17 protein-coding genes are annotated in these 19,761 nt (G+C 41.5%); 6 read left to right on the top strand and 11 right to left on the bottom strand.

Annotated elements, in window-relative coordinates; translation table 11 throughout:
* Positions 1 to 751 precede the first annotated feature (751 nt).
* The 9 genes from ACN9MR_RS09870 to ACN9MR_RS09830 form a co-directional block, all read right to left on the bottom strand.
* Positions 752 to 1,621 (bottom strand): S-4TM family putative pore-forming effector, encoded by an 870-nt coding sequence (locus ACN9MR_RS09870; RefSeq protein WP_426329535.1) that lies wholly within the window; start codon positions 1,619 to 1,621, stop codon positions 752 to 754.
* Positions 1,622 to 1,623: 2 nt separating this feature from the next.
* On the bottom strand, positions 1,624 to 2,616 hold the full coding sequence (locus ACN9MR_RS09865; protein ID WP_426329534.1) for a hypothetical protein: 993 nt from the start codon (positions 2,614 to 2,616) through the stop codon (positions 1,624 to 1,626).
* Between the two features lie 581 nt (positions 2,617 to 3,197).
* The gene (locus tag ACN9MR_RS09860) at positions 3,198 to 5,027 is read right to left on the bottom strand and encodes an ABC transporter ATP-binding protein (protein ID WP_426329533.1); all 1,830 of its coding nucleotides are present in this window, start codon (positions 5,025 to 5,027) and stop codon (positions 3,198 to 3,200) included.
* A 943-nt stretch (positions 5,028 to 5,970) separates the two neighbouring features.
* On the bottom strand, positions 5,971 to 6,378 hold the full coding sequence (locus tag ACN9MR_RS09855; RefSeq protein ID WP_426329532.1) for a VOC family protein: 408 nt from the start codon (positions 6,376 to 6,378) through the stop codon (positions 5,971 to 5,973).
* Between the two features lie 767 nt (positions 6,379 to 7,145).
* Positions 7,146 to 8,216 (bottom strand): dipeptidase, encoded by a 1,071-nt coding sequence (locus tag ACN9MR_RS09850; RefSeq protein ID WP_426329531.1) that lies wholly within the window; start codon positions 8,214 to 8,216, stop codon positions 7,146 to 7,148.
* Between the two features lie 8 nt (positions 8,217 to 8,224).
* Positions 8,225 to 9,340: a D-TA family PLP-dependent enzyme gene (locus ACN9MR_RS09845; RefSeq protein WP_426329530.1), complete on the bottom strand. Its 1,116-nt coding sequence runs from the start codon at positions 9,338 to 9,340 to the stop codon at positions 8,225 to 8,227.
* The gene (locus ACN9MR_RS09840) at positions 9,340 to 9,810 is read right to left on the bottom strand and encodes a RidA family protein (RefSeq protein WP_426329529.1); all 471 of its coding nucleotides are present in this window, start codon (positions 9,808 to 9,810) and stop codon (positions 9,340 to 9,342) included. Before ACN9MR_RS09840 ends, ACN9MR_RS09845 begins: the two co-directional genes overlap by 1 nt.
* A 19-nt stretch (positions 9,811 to 9,829) precedes the next feature.
* On the bottom strand, positions 9,830 to 11,146 hold the full coding sequence (locus ACN9MR_RS09835; RefSeq protein WP_426329528.1) for a gluconate:H+ symporter: 1,317 nt from the start codon (positions 11,144 to 11,146) through the stop codon (positions 9,830 to 9,832).
* A gap of 152 nt (positions 11,147 to 11,298) precedes the next feature.
* Complete coding sequence (locus ACN9MR_RS09830) at positions 11,299 to 11,649, bottom strand: cupin domain-containing protein (protein ID WP_426329527.1); 351 nt, start codon at positions 11,647 to 11,649, stop codon at positions 11,299 to 11,301.
* 218 nt (positions 11,650 to 11,867) lie between these two features.
* On the opposite strand from ACN9MR_RS09830, the gene ACN9MR_RS09825 reads away from it, so the two are divergent.
* A complete protein-coding gene (locus ACN9MR_RS09825; RefSeq protein ID WP_426329526.1) occupies positions 11,868 to 12,320 on the top strand; it encodes a VOC family protein in 453 nt (150 codons plus the stop codon).
* A gap of 56 nt (positions 12,321 to 12,376) precedes the next feature.
* Here the strand turns inward: ACN9MR_RS09825 and ACN9MR_RS09820 are convergent, their stop codons facing one another.
* Together ACN9MR_RS09820 and ACN9MR_RS09815 are read right to left on the bottom strand one after the other, a co-directional pair.
* Positions 12,377 to 12,733, bottom strand: a complete 357-nt coding sequence (locus ACN9MR_RS09820; RefSeq protein WP_426329525.1) for a VOC family protein — start codon at positions 12,731 to 12,733, stop codon at positions 12,377 to 12,379.
* Between the two features lie 132 nt (positions 12,734 to 12,865).
* Positions 12,866 to 13,612 carry an SDR family oxidoreductase gene (locus ACN9MR_RS09815; protein WP_426329524.1) on the bottom strand — a complete coding sequence of 249 codons (747 nt, stop codon included), beginning with the start codon at positions 13,610 to 13,612 and terminating at the stop codon, positions 12,866 to 12,868.
* A gap of 82 nt (positions 13,613 to 13,694) precedes the next feature.
* Between ACN9MR_RS09815 and ACN9MR_RS09810 the strand changes: the two genes are divergently transcribed.
* From ACN9MR_RS09810 to araA, 5 genes are all read left to right on the top strand, one after another.
* Positions 13,695 to 14,078, top strand: a complete 384-nt coding sequence (locus tag ACN9MR_RS09810; RefSeq protein ID WP_426329523.1) for a winged helix-turn-helix transcriptional regulator — start codon at positions 13,695 to 13,697, stop codon at positions 14,076 to 14,078.
* Between the two features lie 211 nt (positions 14,079 to 14,289).
* Positions 14,290 to 15,162, top strand: coding sequence for an alpha/beta hydrolase (locus ACN9MR_RS09805; RefSeq protein WP_426329522.1), 873 nt, complete (start codon positions 14,290 to 14,292; stop codon positions 15,160 to 15,162).
* Between the two features lie 136 nt (positions 15,163 to 15,298).
* Entirely contained in the window at positions 15,299 to 16,999 is a 1,701-nt protein-coding gene (locus ACN9MR_RS09800) for a ribulokinase (protein WP_426329521.1), read from the top strand.
* A complete protein-coding gene (locus ACN9MR_RS09795; RefSeq protein ID WP_426329520.1) occupies positions 16,996 to 17,697 on the top strand; it encodes an L-ribulose-5-phosphate 4-epimerase in 702 nt (233 codons plus the stop codon). Before ACN9MR_RS09800 ends, ACN9MR_RS09795 begins: the two co-directional genes overlap by 4 nt.
* A 362-nt stretch (positions 17,698 to 18,059) precedes the next feature.
* A complete protein-coding gene (gene araA / locus ACN9MR_RS09790) occupies positions 18,060 to 19,550 on the top strand; it encodes an L-arabinose isomerase (protein ID WP_426329519.1) in 1,491 nt (496 codons plus the stop codon).
* Positions 19,551 to 19,761 lie beyond the last annotated feature (211 nt).

The following is a 19,761-nucleotide window of genomic DNA, read 5'->3' as shown; positions in this document are numbered from 1 at the left end:
AATTGTATCTACAAATAATAGCATTGCATATAAACCTACTCAATTACTTTTTGTCACCTACATTACTCTTGCTTTGAAGCTATTCCAAACTGAAATCGTATTTGTTTTTAAACTTTTTGCAAATTAAACAGTTAACTCGCTGTTTTGATTCTCTCAACATCCGTAAAAATTAATCAGAGGCTCCGTCTTATACTCCCTAATTATTTCAAGATCTTTAATGTTATCTAAATTGAATTCTATGAGTGCTATTATAAGATTTTAACGTTCCATTTTTTATAATTTTGGTTTTTATCTATTAAGCCTGTGGCTTTTTAATGATCGATTCAATTTTCTTGAAAATGTGTTCTTCATAGGGGGAAAATCCTTTTTTGATGATAGATTGAGAATCTTGGTTTCCTCATTTTCATAAAAATCTACAATTGATGATGTCACACCATAGTCACTGGCGATCCTTCCCTTCTCTGACAATGCATTATACTCAAGCTTGGTGAGTAGTCTGTTCAGTCCAGCACCTCATCGAAAGATCAAGATAAAAATGTACAAAATGGCCAAAATGCAATACCGGCAACATTGCTGCTTTCAATTCTTACTTATGTTCGATATATTCTGAAAGCAATCTTTGTCATTTATGGTTCTTTAGTTTTTCGGCTACAAAGCATCCATCAACATATACCACTACGGTTGTCGGCTCTGGCAAGTAATCCAAGACGAGACAGGACACCTGTTCTTTAAAAAAATTGACATTAAGAGCTTATTCCCCGGAAGCATTGATCTTCATCCCTTCTTCAAGGTTGGTTCTTTTTTTCCTATAGAACCATTCGGGAACCAGTGAACTGTCCTTTCTGCTGCAGAAAATCTTGTCTTGTATTTTCCTTAGTTCATCCATAGTTGGCTGGATCTGCGAACCTCTTAACGCCTTAACAGCACCTTTCAACTCACTGGATGCAGTAATCGACTTCTCATTTTCCTGATATATTTTGACTGTAAGTACAATTGCAGGAAGAAGGGGTGCAAGTAAATACATCATGATCATACCAGCATCTTGTTTGGTTACCAAACTGATAGTAAAAGAAATGACCACTAACCCGATCAAACAATACAACGCCATGTTTTTGAACTTTTGCCTTAATTGTCCATCGTACCAAAGATTGGTTTCCTGGCAAAGTAATATTGCACTTTCTTTGGATAGACCTTCCAAATTGATATCGTACCAATTCTCGATTTTGCGGGATGGATCTGGAATGTATCTTTTGAAATTCTCATGTATAAAATTCATATCCGGCTTAGCGCCGCTATTATAAACATTCCATCCCATCCCATAGACGGAGCAGTCAAAAAGCTCCTGTACTTTAGCAGCTTTGGTACGCATAGAAGAAATAAATTTGCTAAAAATCAATAGATCTACAATGCTGACAATAAAAGATAATGACAAGATATATGGCGAAAAGTCAGTAATAACATCTTTGGGAAGTAGCCTAATAAAATTTAGCCCAACAGCGAATACGACTGTAAAAAGTACTTGCAAGCCAAATACATACTTAGCTCTTTCATAAGCTACCCTCTGGGCGGCCAAGAGCTTGAGGTTTTCTGGCTTATCTTGTAGTTCTTTAATATCATTCATGGTTATAAGTATTTAGGAAATGATTCGCCGAAGATCAATCTCCATTTTGCTATGGATTCTTCCATTTTCTTCTCGCCCTCTAAGTTCCTCGCTTCAACAGCGATAAAATAATGTTCTCCAGCCTTTACCTTGACCTTCTCTCTCTCTTCATACGATAAATGATTGATATCACCCTGAAAACCCTTTGGATCATTCAGGCTATTATGGATATTATGATAGATATAAGCAAAAACCTTGACCATCTCAATATCTTCATAAACGAAGCTTGCAACTCCAGACCTGTAATAATTCAATATTAGATTCTCCAAGAAGTAGGATTTAATTTCAGGTATTGACGTATTTTTCGCCCAAAACTTCACCAGCCTCACCATGTCCAGTACGGAAACATTCTGCATGTCGTTTGTAGAGATCGTTCTTTTTTTATCTACCCTTGGATCGGTCCGTTTCCAATTCCCTTTCCCGTCCGGGATAAGATAGAATGTACTATCTCCGTCACCAGTAGCCTTCATTGCTGGAACAATATCATAGACCCACTCATAGGATTCCAAATTCAAAGTTACCGCTTCCTGATTACGTTTGATCTCTGCCTTGCTATATTTCGTTACACCCTTTAAATGTTCTTTAAGTAAATTATTAACTTTTATCGAATTCAAGATCAGAGTATCATCATAGCAAAGGCTGGGCAATATCTTAGCGTCAGGGTGGATATGTACCTCTACTTCTGCACCGGTGTCAATATAAGTAGAACTCTGGGCATTTAAAATGATCATAATATCTATGTCATCCAATGGCCTAATCTTGGTCCGTCTGGAATAGGAACCATAGTCCATGCTTTGTTCTGGATGTAGAGGCGGAAACTCATCACCGTCTGGAAATTTTATGATTTCATTTACCAAGTTTTTCTTACTGGCCAGTGCCACATCATTTCTCCCAGAATCGATCCTGACATAATTTTTTAAGAATTCTGAAAATGCAGTAAACACTGTTGTAGGCATAAGGTTGTTTTATTTGGTTATACCAAGTTGTTCAAACTGGCACAATCTCATGCTTCAAAACAATGCCAAACGATAATTAACTGACAATTAGCACCATATAGTCATACAAAGAAACCGTTTGTATTTATTCTTACGGTAAAATATGTCATAGTGACACTCATGGGAGGCATGTATCCACTCTATCTCCCTTTGTCCGATAAACCGCATAAATATCTTCCCTACCTCAGAACAAAGATCTGTACAGTTCAATTTTGGCATCAATTGAAGATTGATCCAATATTTAACAGATTTAGTTGCTTTCAGGATAGTCAATCCAAATTCTTGGATCCATGTTTCTGCTAATTTGAGCTACTGGACTCACACTTGGGAAATCTATCCCCAATTCATTACAAAACCTACGTACCTTTCGTCCGTAATCGGGTTGTGCAACCAACTATTTCTTTTTTATTTGGTTGTGGTAAAATGCGATGATCGCTTTGCATGGTCGATTTTTACGCTCAGCAGCCTTTGCTCCAAACAAAAGTAGACATAGCCCATATTTTACTGGACTTAATTCATCGTCCAAGTCGAATATGGTACCTTTACGACTGCACCTCAAACTGCAAGCCACTCAAATACTTGTACAAACCCTGTTCACTGCTGATGAGTTCCTGATGGGTGCCCGATTCAATAATTTGTCCCTTTTCCATCACCAGGATCCGGTCTGCTTCACGAATGGTAGATAAACGGTGCGCGATGATGATGGAGGTGCGGCCGCTCATTAATTCTTCCAGGGCTTCCTGTACCAGGCGTTCTGATTCCGAGTCGAGCGACGAAGTGGCTTCGTCTAAAATTAATATAGAAGGGTTCTTTAATAGCGCCCGGGCAATGGCAATGCGCTGGCGTTGTCCGCCCGAAAGTTTTACCCCGCGCTCTCCTACTATGGTGTCGTAACTTTCCGGAAATGCGCTGATAAAATCATGTGCATTTGCCCGTTTAGCAGCCTGTATAATTTCTGCCTTTGAAGCCGTTAACTTGCCATAAGCAATGTTTTCCAGTATCGTTCCGCCAAATAACATCACATCCTGCGGAACAATGGCGATCTGGTTCCTGATATCCGTAAGCGAATAGGCGGACGCTGGTTTGCCATCGAACAGGATTTCGCCGCTTTGCGGATGGTAAAACTGCAGTATCAATCCTGCTGTGGTCGATTTGCCCGAGCCACTCGGACCAACTATGGCTATTTTTTGTCCGGCTTTGGCCTCAAAAGAGACCTGGTTTAATACGGTGGTTTCCGGCCGTGAAGGATAGGCAAAACTAACCTGGTTGAAAGCGAGATTACCCACTATTTTTTGGCTCGTTACCTGGTCCTTTTCATTGATGGAAACGGCTTCGCCCTGTTCTCCCAATATTTCCAGTACCCTTTCGCTGGCCCCAACAGCCTTTTGCAGGTTGGCAAAAAGTTCGGGAAAACTACCCAGCGAACTGCCGAGGAACATGGCGTATAATGAAAACTTTAAAAGTTCGCCAAAGGTTATTTCATGCTGACTAACCAGCACACAGCCATAGCCGATTACGGCCAGTACCCCACCAAAAACGCACAGCACTATAAAGGAAACAAACATGCCCCTGAATTTTGCGCCCTTAATGGCAATATCGGCTACCTGGCTGATGGTGTTCCGGTAACGCGTGGCCTCGAATGCCTCGTTTACAAATGCTTTTACATTGGCAATACCCGATAAGGTTTCTTCCACTATACTGTTAGATTCTGCCATTTTATCCTGGGCCTGGCGCGAAATCTTTTTGATAAAACGGCCAAACAGCACCGCAAATACAATCATCACGGGTAAGACCAGAAGCAGGGCAAAAACCAGCTTTTTTGAGATGATGGCCATAAAAACCACACCGCCTACAAACAGCACCAGCTGCCGCAACAGCTCCGCAATGGTGGTGGTTAACGTGTCCTGAACCTGTGAAAGGTCGGCAGAAATCCTGCTGTTCAGTTCGCCTACCCTGCGGTTGGAGAAGAAGTTCATGGGCAGGGTGATCAACTTGAAGTAGGTATCGCGCCTGATGTCGGCCAGGGAGCGTTCGGCTACCGTAACAAACCATAAGATCCTGAAATAAGACACTACCGCCTGCAAGGCCAATACGGCAAAAGCTAACATTAAAATGCCCTGTATGGTGCCGGGCAGGTAGCTGTTGCTGTGCTTGCCCTGTGCTGTATCAATTAAGGCACCGATAAAAGATGGAAAGGCCAGCCCGACCAAACTGGATAAAAACAGAAAAAACAACGCAGCAATAAATTTACCACGATAGGGTTTTAAATAAGTAAGTAAACGGGCAACGTTGCCCAAACTTTCCCGGGTTATTTTTGCTCTTGCCAGTTCAATGCCCGGTGCACTTCCGCTGTTTAATTGTTTTCTTGCCATTATGTTGATGTTGATGGTTGGGATAAATTTCCTGTTTTAATGCCTATTGTAGCACCAAACAGGATTGTGGTAGTGAAGACGGATCAACATCAAAAATACTTTAAAATATCTTGAACTATTTAAGCATGTTAGTCTGGTGGTTTACGCTGGTGGTGGAAAATACTTACCGGTTATTCTAATAAAGCAATCAGATTTTAAAACTTCTGGATTAAACAGCTCTATCGTATAATTCTCAAACATAGACAGATTCCTACGGGAAGGCCGTCATCCGATAGCTATCGGATGTGAGGAGGAACGAGAGCCCGCCCCGACTTTTTCCTATCGTGTGGACACATCTTTTGAGGTTAAATTTTTAGGCGTTCGGCTAACTTCCTCGAATATCACACTGTTTTAACCGAAGAACGCTGTCAATCCCAAGGGCCTGAGAAATCAAAAAAACAGTAGCAGGAAAGAACAGATAGTACTACCAAACCTAAAACGTAGTGGTTTTGTGTTCATAGATGGTAATTTAAAGCTTTAAGATATATTGAACACAAAACGAAGTGCCGCTGTTTTTTTGATGCGTGCAGGCTTGTGTAAAAGGCCCATTGCTGGATTGACAAAGCGCTTTGGGTACTTTGGCGCTCCAAAGTACCATGCCCCGCGGCAAAGAGCGGAAAAATCAACATTTGTATCTAAAAATTAGTTTTTTAGAACCAGAATCTTTTAATAGCAGGAAAGATGCTGAAACAAATTCAGCATGACGATCGCCCTAGGAAAGAGGTTATAAACACAAATCTAGGTTAGCAAAGATATGTCCACACAATTGGATTTATTCAGGAAAGCAATCTTTCCTGTCAGTGAATCCTGGTATAAAGATTGCTTCCCCCGTTTGGGACAGGCTGTCGGTTGAAAAAGGTTTTTCTCATCCGATAGCTATCGGATAACGATTATTCTCTGCCTATTAATTACCTTTAAACTTCTCTATAGCTTCGGGCGTTACCGACGTAAAAAGGTTCACCAGGTTGCCATCAGGATCTCTTAATAATAACGATTGATTGCCCCAGGGCATTACGGTCGGTTCTTGTACGACGGTACCTTTTAAGGAAGCAGCGAGCTGATCGAAAAGTTGCTGTACATCATCCACCCGGAATTCGATAATTACACTGCGGTTCTGTGCGGGCTGCGCCACATGGTTACCACCAAAAAACTGTAAAGTACGCGAGCTGCCAATGGCCAAAGTTGCGGTTTTGGTTTTCAGTTCGGCGAAATCGGGCGTGTACCTGGTGACAGTTAAACCTGTTATCTGTTCGTAAAAATGGATAAGTGCCTCTACCTGATCGGTAATAATGCGTGTTGATATTAAATTCATGGTCAATTGTTTTAATGATGCAGCGAAGTTACCGGGGGCTTATGACAACTGTTTGTCAGGACTGATGATTTTTTTTCTTTTTCCTGTAAATATTCCTGAAGACTAAGCTTGACGCGGAGCAAACTTAAAATCGCTGCATCAGCCGCTTCCATCCTATATAAACGGAACATCCTAAATCATTTCTTAAGCGGCAAAAAGGCAAAAGATTCAATCAACCTTTCTGAACTTGATCCTGCCTTATACATGATGCGCAATACACTAAAACCGATGAATGCATTTTGAATGATCAGGGCTGCTCCGACACAGCTATGGACCAACCATACCTTAAGCTAACTTTTTCTTTACCTTTTATTTAGCTATTGTTAACCTGTAGATCTAAAGCGAGGCAAATCTTTGATCTACCTGATCTACAACAGGGCCGTAACTCAACCAAAGCAAGTATGAAGCAGTGTGCAAGCAGGTACCAAGGAAGCCTGGCCGGAAGGTGGCCTAAACGTGGGGTAAATGTGGCATAAAGGTAGATTTTGGAATATTTTTTTTTATCTTTAATCAGATGGATTTGGGTTATCATCTTTTTTTGATTAATCTAATATACTAAAATTATGATTGTCTGGAATGTAATGATCAAAATTAACAGGCAAACAGGATCTTGTTTTTTATAAACGCGGGACGCTATTTTTTACTTTCGCTAACGCTTTACATGAAGTACGAAAATCGCTCATGCAAGGCAAAATATAGTTTTACTTAGTTTTTCCATGCGCTTGAATTTATGCCCAGGCTTTTCTTAAAAAACGTAACCAGTTGCCATGCATCAGGTTTTCGACATCGGTATCGGTATAGCCCCTCTTCTTAAATAAAGCCGGTATTTTTTGTAAGTCTGCAATGGTTTCCAGGTCGTAAGGACATTGCTCTTTTCCAAAAGCACCATCCAGATCAGAACCAATTCCTACATGATCGGTATTTCCGGCCAGATGGCAAATATGGTCGATATGGTCAATCATCACCTCCAGGTTACAGTTCATTGATTTAGGTATGGAGATTCCCCTCTGCCAGCCCGGAACCATCATCCAGGCGTCCAGCGCGCCACCAATTACTGCGCCTCTTTTGATCAGTTCTTTTATCTGCTCATCACTATACTGGCGGTTATGGTTCACCAGGCTTCGGCAGTTGTTATGCGATGCCCAGATAGGGCCACCGAAGCGGCTCAATGCATCCCAAAAACTGTCATCGCAAAGGTGTGTGGCATCGAGAATCACATTTAGCCGTTCCATTTCTTTCAATAATTCGCGACCGATCGCCGTCATTTTACCTGTTGCATTGGTACCCTGCGCGTAACGTCCGGGTCCGTAATGTGCCGGACCGACGGCCCTCAGACCATTTTGCCAGGCTTTTTCTAAATGGCCAACCGTTACAAGAGAATCTGCCCCTTCCAAACTCAAAATATAACCTACAGGCTTTTTATCATTAACACCTCCATCATTCCAGAATTCGAGGTGTTGCTCAAGGGTTTCCAGATTGTTCACCTGGAACATTTCACCAGCATCTTCCATCGCTTTATACCAGGCGAGCTGCCCTTGCGTTTGGGCCCAGGCTTGTTCAGGTGAATGCCAGCCCGCTAAGTGATTGTCAGGAGCAACATAACGGGCAATCTGCGTAGCCACAACTAAACCAATATTACCCTTACGCAATTCAGGAAGTGAAACTGTTCCACGACTGCGATCGGGCTTATCTGTTAAGCCAACCTCTCTTTCATTGATATCGGCGATAGCTTTAGTCAGATCACGATTCCACTCCAGGGCATTCATACTTAAATCTAAATGGGCATCTATTATAAACATGGCTATGATTAAATGGTGATTTTTCTTTTCCTTGAGATAATATCCCAGTATTTTAGTGATTGATCAGCGCCCAAACTAAGCGCTTTTTCATGCAGGGCAACTGTCGGGCAAATGTGATAGGGCAAGCCATAAAGCATGTCGCCCACTTTGTAATTGGCAGGATTCTCTGTTTTTAAAACCAAATGTTCTTCGCTCTGACTTTGAACTTCTAGCTGAGGCGCATTGAGGAAGAATACCCGGTTTTTCAAGTCCTTTTCGGCAGCAACGGCTTTATGCCCTAAATCCGTACAGATTAAATCTTCCGTAGGTTTAGATACAATGCGGCTGATCACGAGTGCAGCCGTATTAAATTGCTGTTCGGCAAAAGCATCCTGATAACCTTTGTCCCATAAAATAAAAGTGCCGGGGCTGCAGTCAAAATCTGTATGCCTGGCATATACCGGAAAAGTTGGTGTTCCACCGGCGATAACCGTTAAGTTCTTAATTCCTAAAGCCTCAAAGGCCTCTTTTAAATGATGAAGCTGAGCAATAATAGGTTCCGATTTTTGGTAGCGAACATCAATAGATGAATCATGAATATGGCCATCATAAGCATGTAAGCCTTTTATATTAATGTGAGGAAGGCTAAGTAATGCTGCAACTAAACCGTAAGCAAGTTCAGGCAAAACTCCTGTCCTGTTCATGCCAACATTTAAGTCTATAAAAATATCAGCAACTTTATTTTCCAAAACCGCTTTCTTGGAGATTGCCCTGGCTGTTTCAATATTATCAAGCAAACAGCTGAAACTGGTGCCTGAATATTGATCTATGAGTTTAAAGAAACGGTTAATGTTTTCGCCAACCGGCTGGTAGGCCAATAAAACATCCTTTACTTTAGCTAAGCCAAGCATTTCAGCTTCGGCGATGGTTGCGCATTTGAATTTATTAATGCCCTCATGGATTAGCATATTGGTAATTTCCAAACATTTATGCGTTTTAACATGAGGGCGGAGTCTGCCGAAATTATTGATCATGCCTTTCAGTATGCCAATGTTTTCACGAATTCTTGTTTCGTAAAAAACAAGCGCAGGTGTTTCCAGCGCCTCTTCATTTGGGATTAAGTACCAGTCTTGCTGCTGCATCATTAAAAAAGTTCGAACAATGCTTCAATTTCTACAGGAATATTATCGGGCAAAGAGCCAAAACCAACCGCGCTTCTTACGCCAATGCCATTTTCCTCACCCCAAACTTTTGCAAAAAGCTCACTGCAACCGTTAATAATATAGGGATGCTTTTCAAACTCTGGCGTACAATTTACCATGCCTAAAACCTTAATTACCCGTTTAACTTTGTTTAAGCTACCAATGTTTGTTTTTATGGTCGAAAGCATGGTTAAACCCACCTGCAACGCGGCAATTTTGCCTTCTTCCTGAGATAAATCAGAACCGATCCGTCCAATGATCAATGATTTATCATCCTGAACCGGGCCATGGCCGCTTAGGTATAGGTATTTTCCATCAACCAAACAAGGTTTGTAAACGCCAAGTGGCGCGGGTGCGGGCGGTAAATTAAGTTTCAGTTGTTCGAAGCGTTCGTCGGGGATTAAATTTTCCATATGATGTGTTTATTATTTTTTAAGCGATGATTATTTTAAGCAAAAGTACACCCAAAAGGCCTGCAATGCCAACAATAGATTCCATTAATGCCCAGGATTTGAAGGTATCTTTCAAAGTTAAACCGAAATATTCTTTAAACATCCAGAATCCGGCGTCGTTAACATGAGAAAACATTAAGCTTCCGGCACCAACCGCTAAAACCATCAGGTTGGGATTGGTATGCGTATGCTCCATTAAAGGGACAATAATGCCAGCTGTGGTTAAACCGGCAACTGTTGCCGAACCCACACAAAACCGAATGATTGCGGCAATCATCCAGGCCAGAAACAATGGCTCTGCTTTAACATGCTGCAAATAAGCGGCAATTTGATTACTTACACCGCTCTCTGTTAAAACCTGCTTTAAAGCGCCAGAGCCCGCAATGATCAAAAGAATTAAGGCGATATCTTTAATGGCATCAGCATAAATAAGCATGATCTCTGTGATCTTTTTTCCCTGTGTTATGCCCAATAACCAAGTTGCAACAATCAATACAATGAGCATCACAACAGATGGATTTCCGGCAAACAAAATATAGGGCAGGATAACAGCATCGGGTCTCAAAAGCATGGGAACAAAGGAAGCAACCGCAAGTAACAACACAGGAAGTAGAGTAGTAAAAAAGCTTTTAAATCCACCCGGAAGGTGTTCTTCAGTTAATTCTTTTGGGCTGAAAGAAGCCAACGGGTTTGCAGGAATGGCTTTGAGCGTACGGGCGAAAATGGGGCCGCCCAGTATGATTGCAGGAATTGCAATAGCTAAACCATAAAATAATGTTAAACCCATATCAGCTTGAAATTGAACCACTAATGCCGCTGGAGAAGGATGCGGTGGCAAGAATCCATGTGTTACGGATAAGGCGGCTAACATGGGTAAACCGATGTATAATGCAGGCAATTTATAACGGTAAACTACGGAGAATATCAAGGGAACCATCAGCACAAAACCTATACCGTAATACAGGGGGATGCCAATTAAAAAGCCGGTTAAAACCATAGCCCATTGAATGTATTTTTCGCCAAAAATAGTCATGCTCACCTTGGCGATCTTTTGCGCTGCACCACTTTCGGCCACCAGTTTACCAAGCATTGCCCCTGCCGTAATGATAATGGCTAAGGAGCCTAAAACGTCGCCCATACCTTTTTCGATACTCGATGGGATTTTTGAAGGTGGTAAGCCTAAAGCGAGTCCTGCCAGAAAAGATACCGCTAAAAAGGCTAAAAAAGCATTGATCTTAAATACAGAAATCAGTACAATCAATAATGCAATGCAAATAAAAACAATTAGTATAGTCATTTAATTTACGATAATTTTATCAACCATTAACCAGGCTTTTGTGCCTGCACCATAAAAACCGTCAGGGATAATCCCAATATTGGCAGCCTTAGTCTTTGATTACTCAAAATTATTTACTGCTATGTTTAAAGGCATAAACCAAAATACAATGATCAACTTGCCTCCCATCTAACCGTTTCCATTTCAGCAAGTTCGAAGGTGAGGTTCACCGAACGTCCATCAAGCGGTCTGGTGCAGTGCTTAACCATTGCAGGAATGGTGAATAGCTGTCCAGGTTTCAGCTCCACCGTACGGTCCTCAAGATCAACTAACAAAGTGCCTTCAACGACCATGAAGGTTTCATCACTATTTGGATGGTAGTGCCAGTAAAAGGGCTCCGTCATTACCCCAACCCTTACAACATGATCGTTAAAGTGGGAAAGCGGAATATTTTTGTAGCTGCTTACGCCAGCGGTTTCCTGCTCAATATCAATCACGGTAAGCTGAGGTATGGTCCCGGTCATATTTTTATTTTAGCCTTAAAATTACATATTTCCTAATTCAAACCCTATTAATATGCGATTACATCTTTAGTACCAGACTCATCACTGACTCAAAGATAGATGGACACCCGGTGCGCATAATAAATATCATACCCGCTGTTCCGATCTGTACAATTTATTCCATAAAGCTTAGATTAACTTTGTGAAATTGCTTAATTTTAAATTATAACCAAATACTTATGGAACAGAACCAATTGATCAGAATGGATAATATGGGCATTGTTGTGGCATCCCTTGACCATGCAATCTCTTTCTTCACAGAAATCGGACTTAAACTTGAAGGCCGGGCAACAATCGAGGGAGAATGGGCTGGTAAGGTTACCGGGTTGGGTAACCAGCACGTGGAAGTCGCTATGATGGTTACCCCGGATGGCCATAGCCGTCTTGAAATTTCACAGTTTCTTGCTCCGGTTACCATTTCAGACCACCGCGAAGCACCGGTTAATTCCCTTGGCTACCTGCGTGTAATGTTTACGGTTTCAGATATCGACGAGTTGTTGCCGAGGCTGCAAAAACACGGCGCCACACTTGTTGGTGAAGTTGTTCAATATGAAGACGTCTACAAACTCTGCTACATCAGAGGATCAGAAGGTCTTCTGATCGGGCTTGCGCAGGAGCTTCACAAAAAATGACGAAATTGATAAGCCTGTGGCCGCTTTATTAAAAGGATAGGGCATTAAGCCCATCCTTATAAAGACCACACGGCAAGCTCGTAACCATCTGGATCAAGGAACTGAAACCGGCGCCCTCCAGGGAAAGCAAAGATTTCTTTTGAAATTACGCCGCCTGCCTGAATCACATTTGTTCTGGTTCCTTCTAAATCCTGTGAGTAAAGTACAACCAGGATGCTTCCTTTCGACGGCGCTCCAATGGTAAAACCTCCATCCACAAAATCCCCTTCAAAAGCAGTATATTCAGGCCCATAATCGGTAAAAACCCATCCAAAAGCCGATGTGTAAAATGCTTTGACCTTTTCAAGATCGCGGGAAAGAAATTCAAGGTACTGCACCTGCTGGTGCTTTAGTTTCTGTGGAGTACTGCTCATAAATATGTTTGCTTGATCAGCAAAAATACCTATAAATGAGCTTGTCGCCCAAAAAATTATTGTTTTGATTTCAAGATGCTTTCCTAGTCACTGATACAGACAGTCTTCGTCTGCCCCTTTAACTATCTCGTCTTAGGCTTTCAGGCTCATGCCTCCGTCCATTACGATTTCTGCCCCTGTAATATAAGTGGCATCATCGCCACAGAAGAAGGTAACCATTTTGGCCACATCCTCAGATTTTCCGATTTTGCCGAGCGGAATACGGCCGATCAGCCACTGGTTAATGCCTGCTAACTGTTCTCCACTCAGTCCTATCTTGTTCATGATTTCTGTAGCAATAGGGCCTGGACTCACACTGTTCACCCGGATCTGGCGTGGCGCAAGCTCTACTGCTGCAATACGCATCACCGAGTTCAATGCTGCTTTGCTTGAAGAGTAAATTGAGCTGTTTGCCCCGTCCATATGTGCGGTATTCGAAGAAAGGAATACCACAGAACCACCATCATTCAGCAATGGGATAAATTTGCTCAAAGTAAAGTAGGCACCTTTAAAATTAACACTAAAAATGTTATCAAAACTTTTTTCAGTGGCATCCGCAACGCTGCTCTGCTCCACTACACCCGCATTGATAAACAGAATGTCAATTTTACCAAAGATTGCTCCTACCTCACTCGCCAATCCTTCAATTGCGGTAATCTGGCTCTGATCTGCCACCAATCCTATCACACCAAGGCCTGAAGCAGCCTTTTCAACGGCATCTTTTCTTCTTCCGGTAATAATCACCTCTGCACCCAGTGCTTTTAATTCTTTTGCGGTGGCATAACCGATGCCGCTATTTCCGCCGGTTATCAGCGCTTTTTTTCCTGTTAAATTGTTCATGATAAAAAAATAAATTTTATAACTTCAAAAATACGGTTGTATTGGTATACTTTTGTAGTCAGTATAACAGAGTATACCAATTATGGAAACAGAAAAAACAATCCAGATCGCAACAGAGGTGCTGTCCAATCCACGCAACCAAAAAGAAGAAGTACAAGCTTTACAGGATACGCTTTATGTGCTAGGGGGCAAATGGAAACTGCCGATCATCAATTCCATCTGTAATGGAAATAAAAGATTCCGGGATATTGAAAGAAGCATTCCGGGAATTACCACGCGGATGCTGAGTAAGGAATTAAAGGAAATGACGGCAAACCAGCTAATCAAAAGAACGGTGATAGACGATACTCCTGTAAGTATTGAATATACTTCCACTGAATACTGCCAGTCTTTTGGTGGTATCATCCTGGAAATGATCAGGTGGGGCAAAAGCCACAGGCAACGCTTGAAGGGGACTGCTGATTAGATCCATGGCTAACAATTTTTATCGATACAAAGTTCCATGATCTTAAAAGAACGAGACTAACCAAATCTATCTTTGTGTTAGCCAAATTGACTAAGAGCGCATTATCTTATTAAGATCAATTTTATCAGACCAATTGAAAGTTGTATTTTTCCAAAAAAACTGTGCACAAATTAAGTGCATCATATAATACCAGGCATCCGATAAGAAATATATGAATAGGGCATTTTTAATTCTTCTTTTAACTTTTTCTACCGCTGTAGTTTTCGGGCAAAAAAATAAATCAACCGATACGGCTAAAAGTAAACCTTTTGTTTTAGGCCTAATAGACGAAATCCAATCAAAAGAACTGGCTGAGAAAAGAACTTTGAACATTTACCTTCCCGAAGGTTATAAACAAAACGATACCACAAAATATCCTGTAATTTATCTGCTTGATGGTTCTGCAGATGAAGATTTTATCCATATTGTGGGGCTTGTACAGTTTAACAGTTTCGAATGGGTAAGCCAGGTTCCAAAATCAATCGTTGTGGGCATTGCCACTGTAGATCGGAAACGGGATTTTACTTTCCCGACCTCCATAGAGGGCGACAGGAAAAAATATCCTACAACAGGCCATTCGGATAAATTTATTTCGTTCATTGAAAAAGAGCTTCAACCCTATATTCAGACAAAATATAAAACGGATGCGAACAAAACCCTTATTGGTCAATCTTTAGGCGGCTTGCTGGCTACAGAAATCCTGATTAAAAAACCCGCACTTTTTAATAAATACATTATTATTAGTCCTAGTTTATGGTGGGATAATGGCTCGTTGTTAAATCAGGATTCCGAAATAAAGGAAAATATGTTTAAGCAACACACGGATGTTTACATTGGTGTAGGTAAAGAAGGTCTTACGCCAACTGAAATACCCAGGGTGATGGAAGTGGATGCAAATTTATTAACCGAAAAAATAAAAGGTTTCAAAAACAAAAATGTAAAAGTATATTTTGATTTTTTACCACAGGAGAACCATGCAACGATTATGCACCAGGCAGTGTCCAATTCTTTTAAATTTCTATACCCGGTAGTGAAAAAAGAATAGGGTTTAAAAAAATATCCAACACCGGTGGATACAAAATCATGCTACTAAAACGTTAAAATGAAGGTTTTTGATTAAAAAAGCAATAAAATTTTTTAATTCAAATAAATAAACGTTAATTAGACATTTATTTATTGTTATGAGCACAGCAAACTATGTAATTGGAGTGGATTATGGGACAGATTCTGTCCGGTCCGTTCTAGTCGATACCGCAAACGGAAAGGAAATCGCATCGTCAGTTTTTCTTTATCCGAGATGGCAGAAAGGTTTATATTGTAAACCGGCCGTTAATCAGTTCCGCCAGCATCCGTTAGATTATATTGAAGGTTTAACACACACTATAAAAGACTGTTTAACAAAAGCAGGTGGTGCTGATATTGCACACCTGGTAAAGGGAATTTCGGTTGATACAACCGGATCAAGTCCGGTGGCTGTTGATGCAACGGGTACTCCCCTTGCCCTGACCAAAGATTTTGAAGAAAATCCAAATGCCATGTTTGTGCTTTGGAAAGACCATACATCAGTTAAAGAAGCTGCAGAAATTAACGAACACGCTACTAAATTTAATACCAATTACCTTAAATATGTAGGTGGCATTTATTCATCTGAATGGTTCTGGTCTAAATTATTACACATATTAAGGGTTGATCCGACTATTAAAAAAGGTGCTGCATCGTGGGTAGAACATTGCGACTGGGTTCCGTTTTTGCTTTGTGGTGGAAACGACATTACAGCAATGAAACGTAGCCGTTGTGCCGCCGGGCATAAAGCACTTTGGGCAGAAGAGTTTAACGGTTTACCTCCTGAAGATTTCTTTAGCAGTCTTGATCCGCTTTTAGCAGGCTTTAGAGATAAATTATTTACCGATACCTATACTTCTGATGTTTCTGCGGGAACATTGAGCGAAGAATGGGCAACTAAACTGGGCTTAAGTACAGATGTAGTTGTTGGCGTTGGTGCATTTGATGCACACATGGGCGCGGTTGGCGGACAGATTGAACCTTACTACCTGAGTAAGGTAATGGGTACGAGTACCTGCGATATTTTGGTTGCCCCCAACCAGGATTTACATGGAAAATTGATTAATGGGATCTGCGGACAGGTTAATGGCTCGGTAATTCCGGGTATGGCAGGTTTAGAAGCCGGTCAATCTGCTTTCGGTGATGTTTATGCCTGGTTCAAAAATTTAATCAGCTGGCCATTAAATCATTTACTTACTGAATCTGACGTAATTGATGAAGCTACAGCTAGTGCATTAAAGGCAGAGCTCGAAGGAAAAATAATCGCCAATTTAAGCAAGCAGGCCGATGCTTTACCAGAGGGGGATTATGCAGAACTGGCTATCGATTGGTTGAACGGCCGTAGAACACCAGATGCAAATCAGGAACTTAAAGGTGCCATAACAGGTTTAGGTTTAGGAACCGATGCGCCACGGTTTTTCCGTGCCTTAGCTGCTGCCACCTGTTTTGGTGCGAAAGCTATTGTAGATCGTTTTAAAGAACAGGGCGTTCCGGTAAAAGGAATTATCGGTATTGGTGGTGTAGCAAAAAAATCGGCCTATATTATGCAAATGATGGCGGATGTATTGGAGATGCCAATCAGAATCCATCGTTTCGAGCATACCTGTGCTTTGGGTGCGGCGATGTTCGCTGCTGTAGCAGCAGGTGTTTATCCAGATATCGAAGCAGCAATGGCGGCCATGGGAACAGGCTTTGAGAAAGAATATAAGCCAAATATTAAAAAACAAAAACTTTACCGTCAGCATTACCAACAATATTTGGGGCTAGGCAGATACCTGGAGAAATACAATAAAAAAGATGTAAAACCTTACTTATCATGAGCAACTATCAAGATATAAAAGAGCAGGCATATCAGGCCAACATGCAGTTGCCCAAATTGGGGCTGGTACTTTTTACCTTTGGCAATGTGAGTGCTGCAGATCGGTCGAAGGGTGTTTTTGCCATTAAACCAAGCGGTGTACCTTACGAAGATCTGTCGCCCGAGAAAATGGTGATTGTAGATTTTGAAGGAAATACTGTTGAAGGAAGTTTACGTCCCTCTTCAGATACTAAAACCCATGCGGTTTTATATAAACACTGGGCAGAAATTGGCGGGATTGTGCATACACATTCTGCTTATGGCACAGCCTGGGCGCAGGCGCAAAGGGCAATTCCAATTTTCGGAACTACCCATGCCGACCATTTAACAGTAGATATTCCTTGCGCACCACCAATGGCTGATGAAATGATTAAAGGGAATTATGAGTATGAAACGGGTTTTCAGATCATGAACCATTTTGAAAGTTTGGGTTTAAGCTATAAAGAAGTTGAGATGATTCTGGTGGGTAACCACGCTCCTTTTACCTGGGGAAAAACGGCCGAGAAAGCAGTTTATAACAGCGCGGTTTTAGAAACTGTGGCACAAATGGCTTTGTTAACCGAGCAGATCAATCCGCAGGCACCAAAGCTGAAAGATTCGTTGATAGCGAAACATTACGAACGTAAACATGGTGATGGTGCTTATTATGGACAGCTTTAAGGTAGTCTTTAGTCACGAGTCTAAAGTCTTTAGTCTTGGGTGCAGAGATAGCGTTGCATAATAAGTTTGGAAAGCAGGTACAGTGGTGCTTGGGGAACGAAAGTCCCGCCATTCGCTATAGTCCCGATGAATCCCGATGTAAAATCGGGAGAGAACTGCCGCTGCTGTCGGGTTTAACATGGTAAGGTTTACCTAGGTAACCTAAACCTGATTGGAGTGAGCATCCCGATGTAAAATCGGGATAAAACGGAAAGCAGGACTACCTAACCGATGGAATACGGAACTTTGCTTTTCAAAAAATATTTCGGTCTGTGAGGACACAGACCATGGCATTGAATAAATTAAAAATAACATAAATAGTAATGATTGATTTAAAAAAATTACAAGTTTGGTTTATTACCGGTACACAGCATTTGTATGGTGAAGAAACCCTAAAACAAGTAGCGGAGCACGCGCAACAAGTGGCCGAATCGTTAAACCAGAACGGAAGTATTTCTGTTTCGGTAGTGTACAAACCAATTGTAAAAACAACTGAAGAGATTTTCGAAACCTTGCAACAAGCCAATATTGATGAGAACTGTATCGGCGTAATTACCTGGATGCACACCTTCTCTCCTGCTAAAATGTGGATCAGGGGCTTAAATGTTTTGCAGAAACCATTATTACACTTACACACACAGTTTAATCGCGATATCCCGTGGAATACCATTGATATGGATTTCATGAACCTGAATCAAAGTGCGCATGGCGACCGTGAATTTGGTTTTATGGTTTCGCGCATGCGTAAAGACCGTAAAGTGGTTGTTGGGCATTGGCAGGATGAAGAAGTGGCTAAACAGATTGATACCTGGTGCAGGGCTGCTGCCGGATGGCACGATTGGCAAGGTGCTAAATTTGCCCGTTTTGGTGATAATATGCGTTATGTTGCGGTTACCGATGGCGATAAGGTAGAAGCTGAAATGAAATTTGGTTTTGCGGTAAACACTTATGGCATAGGTGATTTAGCAGCGGTAATTAATGGAATAAGTGAGGAGTCTATTCAAACGTTATTAAAAGAATACGAAGAAACTTACGAGATGACTGCTGATTTAAAAGTTGATGGTGCCAGACATTCATCTGTTTACGAAGCGGCTAAAATCGAACTGGGTTTAAGAAAATTCCTGGAAGACGGAGGTTTTAAAGGTTTCTCAGATACTTTTGAAGATTTACATGGTATGATCCAGTTACCAGGGATTGCAGCACAACGTTTAATGGCCGATGGTTATGGTTTTGCGGGTGAAGGCGACTGGAAAACGGCAGCTTTGGTACGTGCCTGTAAAGTAATGGGTGCAGGTTTAGCGGGTGGAAATGCATTTATGGAAGATTATACCTATCATTTCGATCCGGCAAACTCGATGGTTTTAGGCTCACACATGCTCGAGGTTGATGCTTCATTGGCAAATGGTAAAGCCAGTTTAGAGGTTCACCCACTGGGTATTGGCGGCAAAGCAGATCCTGCGCGCTTGGTTTTTAACGTTGCTGGTGGCGATGCTTTAAATGCATCTTTAATCGATATGGGCAACCGTTTCCGTTTATTGGTGAACGAAGTAAAAGCCGTTGAAGCTGAACATGATTTACCAAACTTACCGGTAGCCCGTGTGCTCTGGAAACCACTGCCCGATATGAAAACAGGTTGTGCAGCGTGGATTTATGCTGGTGGTGCTCACCATACCGCTTATAGCCAGAATTTAACTACCGAGCACTTATTGGATTTTGCCAATATTGCCGGCTTAGAATATGTAAATATCGGTGCCGATACCAAAATCAATCAATTCAGGAATGAATTGCATTGGAATGAGGTTTTTTATAAATAATTTCAATAAGGCATACTCAATGCAAAAGCCGATAATCTTATGGTTATCGGCTTTTTTATGCGATCATCATCCTGTGATCGTCTTCCCCTTTGATCGTCCTCCTGAACCCGATAGCTATCGGGTTGTTTCAGGATCTTTTAGTAGGAATATTGTGTGTAATAGATGCTGAAATAAATTCAGCATGACGCCCAAGGTAAAAGTATGGCTAAAG

Source organism: Pedobacter sp. R-06, from assembly GCF_049913135.1.
Taxonomy (GTDB): Bacteria; Bacteroidota; Bacteroidia; order Sphingobacteriales; family Sphingobacteriaceae; genus Pedobacter.
Note: the sequence above shows the minus strand (reverse complement) of the source record. Positions and strands in the feature narration are given on the sequence as shown.

Coding starts and splice junctions, on each gene's coding strand:
- ACN9MR_RS09870 (WP_426329535.1), bottom strand. CDS start 1,621: ATGAATGATATTAAAGAACTACAAGATAAGCCAGAAAACCTCAAGCTC.
- ACN9MR_RS09865 (WP_426329534.1), bottom strand. CDS start 2,616: ATGCCTACAACAGTGTTTACTGCATTTTCAGAATTCTTAAAAAATTAT.
- ACN9MR_RS09860 (WP_426329533.1), bottom strand. CDS start 5,027: ATGGCAAGAAAACAATTAAACAGCGGAAGTGCACCGGGCATTGAACTG.
- ACN9MR_RS09855 (WP_426329532.1), bottom strand. CDS start 6,378: ATGAATTTAATATCAACACGCATTATTACCGATCAGGTAGAGGCACTT.
- ACN9MR_RS09850 (WP_426329531.1), bottom strand. CDS start 8,216: ATGTTTATAATAGATGCCCATTTAGATTTAAGTATGAATGCCCTGGAG.
- ACN9MR_RS09845 (WP_426329530.1), bottom strand. CDS start 9,340: ATGATGCAGCAGCAAGACTGGTACTTAATCCCAAATGAAGAGGCGCTG.
- ACN9MR_RS09840 (WP_426329529.1), bottom strand. CDS start 9,810: ATGGAAAATTTAATCCCCGACGAACGCTTCGAACAACTGAAACTTAAT.
- ACN9MR_RS09835 (WP_426329528.1), bottom strand. CDS start 11,146: ATGACTATACTAATTGTTTTTATTTGCATTGCATTATTGATTGTACTG.
- ACN9MR_RS09830 (WP_426329527.1), bottom strand. CDS start 11,649: ATGACCGGGACCATACCTCAGCTTACCGTGATTGATATTGAGCAGGAA.
- ACN9MR_RS09825 (WP_426329526.1), top strand. CDS start 11,868: ATGGAACAGAACCAATTGATCAGAATGGATAATATGGGCATTGTTGTG.
- ACN9MR_RS09820 (WP_426329525.1), bottom strand. CDS start 12,733: ATGAGCAGTACTCCACAGAAACTAAAGCACCAGCAGGTGCAGTACCTT.
- ACN9MR_RS09815 (WP_426329524.1), bottom strand. CDS start 13,612: ATGAACAATTTAACAGGAAAAAAAGCGCTGATAACCGGCGGAAATAGC.
- ACN9MR_RS09810 (WP_426329523.1), top strand. CDS start 13,695: ATGGAAACAGAAAAAACAATCCAGATCGCAACAGAGGTGCTGTCCAAT.
- ACN9MR_RS09805 (WP_426329522.1), top strand. CDS start 14,290: ATGAATAGGGCATTTTTAATTCTTCTTTTAACTTTTTCTACCGCTGTA.
- ACN9MR_RS09800 (WP_426329521.1), top strand. CDS start 15,299: ATGAGCACAGCAAACTATGTAATTGGAGTGGATTATGGGACAGATTCT.
- ACN9MR_RS09795 (WP_426329520.1), top strand. CDS start 16,996: ATGAGCAACTATCAAGATATAAAAGAGCAGGCATATCAGGCCAACATG.
- araA (WP_426329519.1), top strand. CDS start 18,060: ATGATTGATTTAAAAAAATTACAAGTTTGGTTTATTACCGGTACACAG.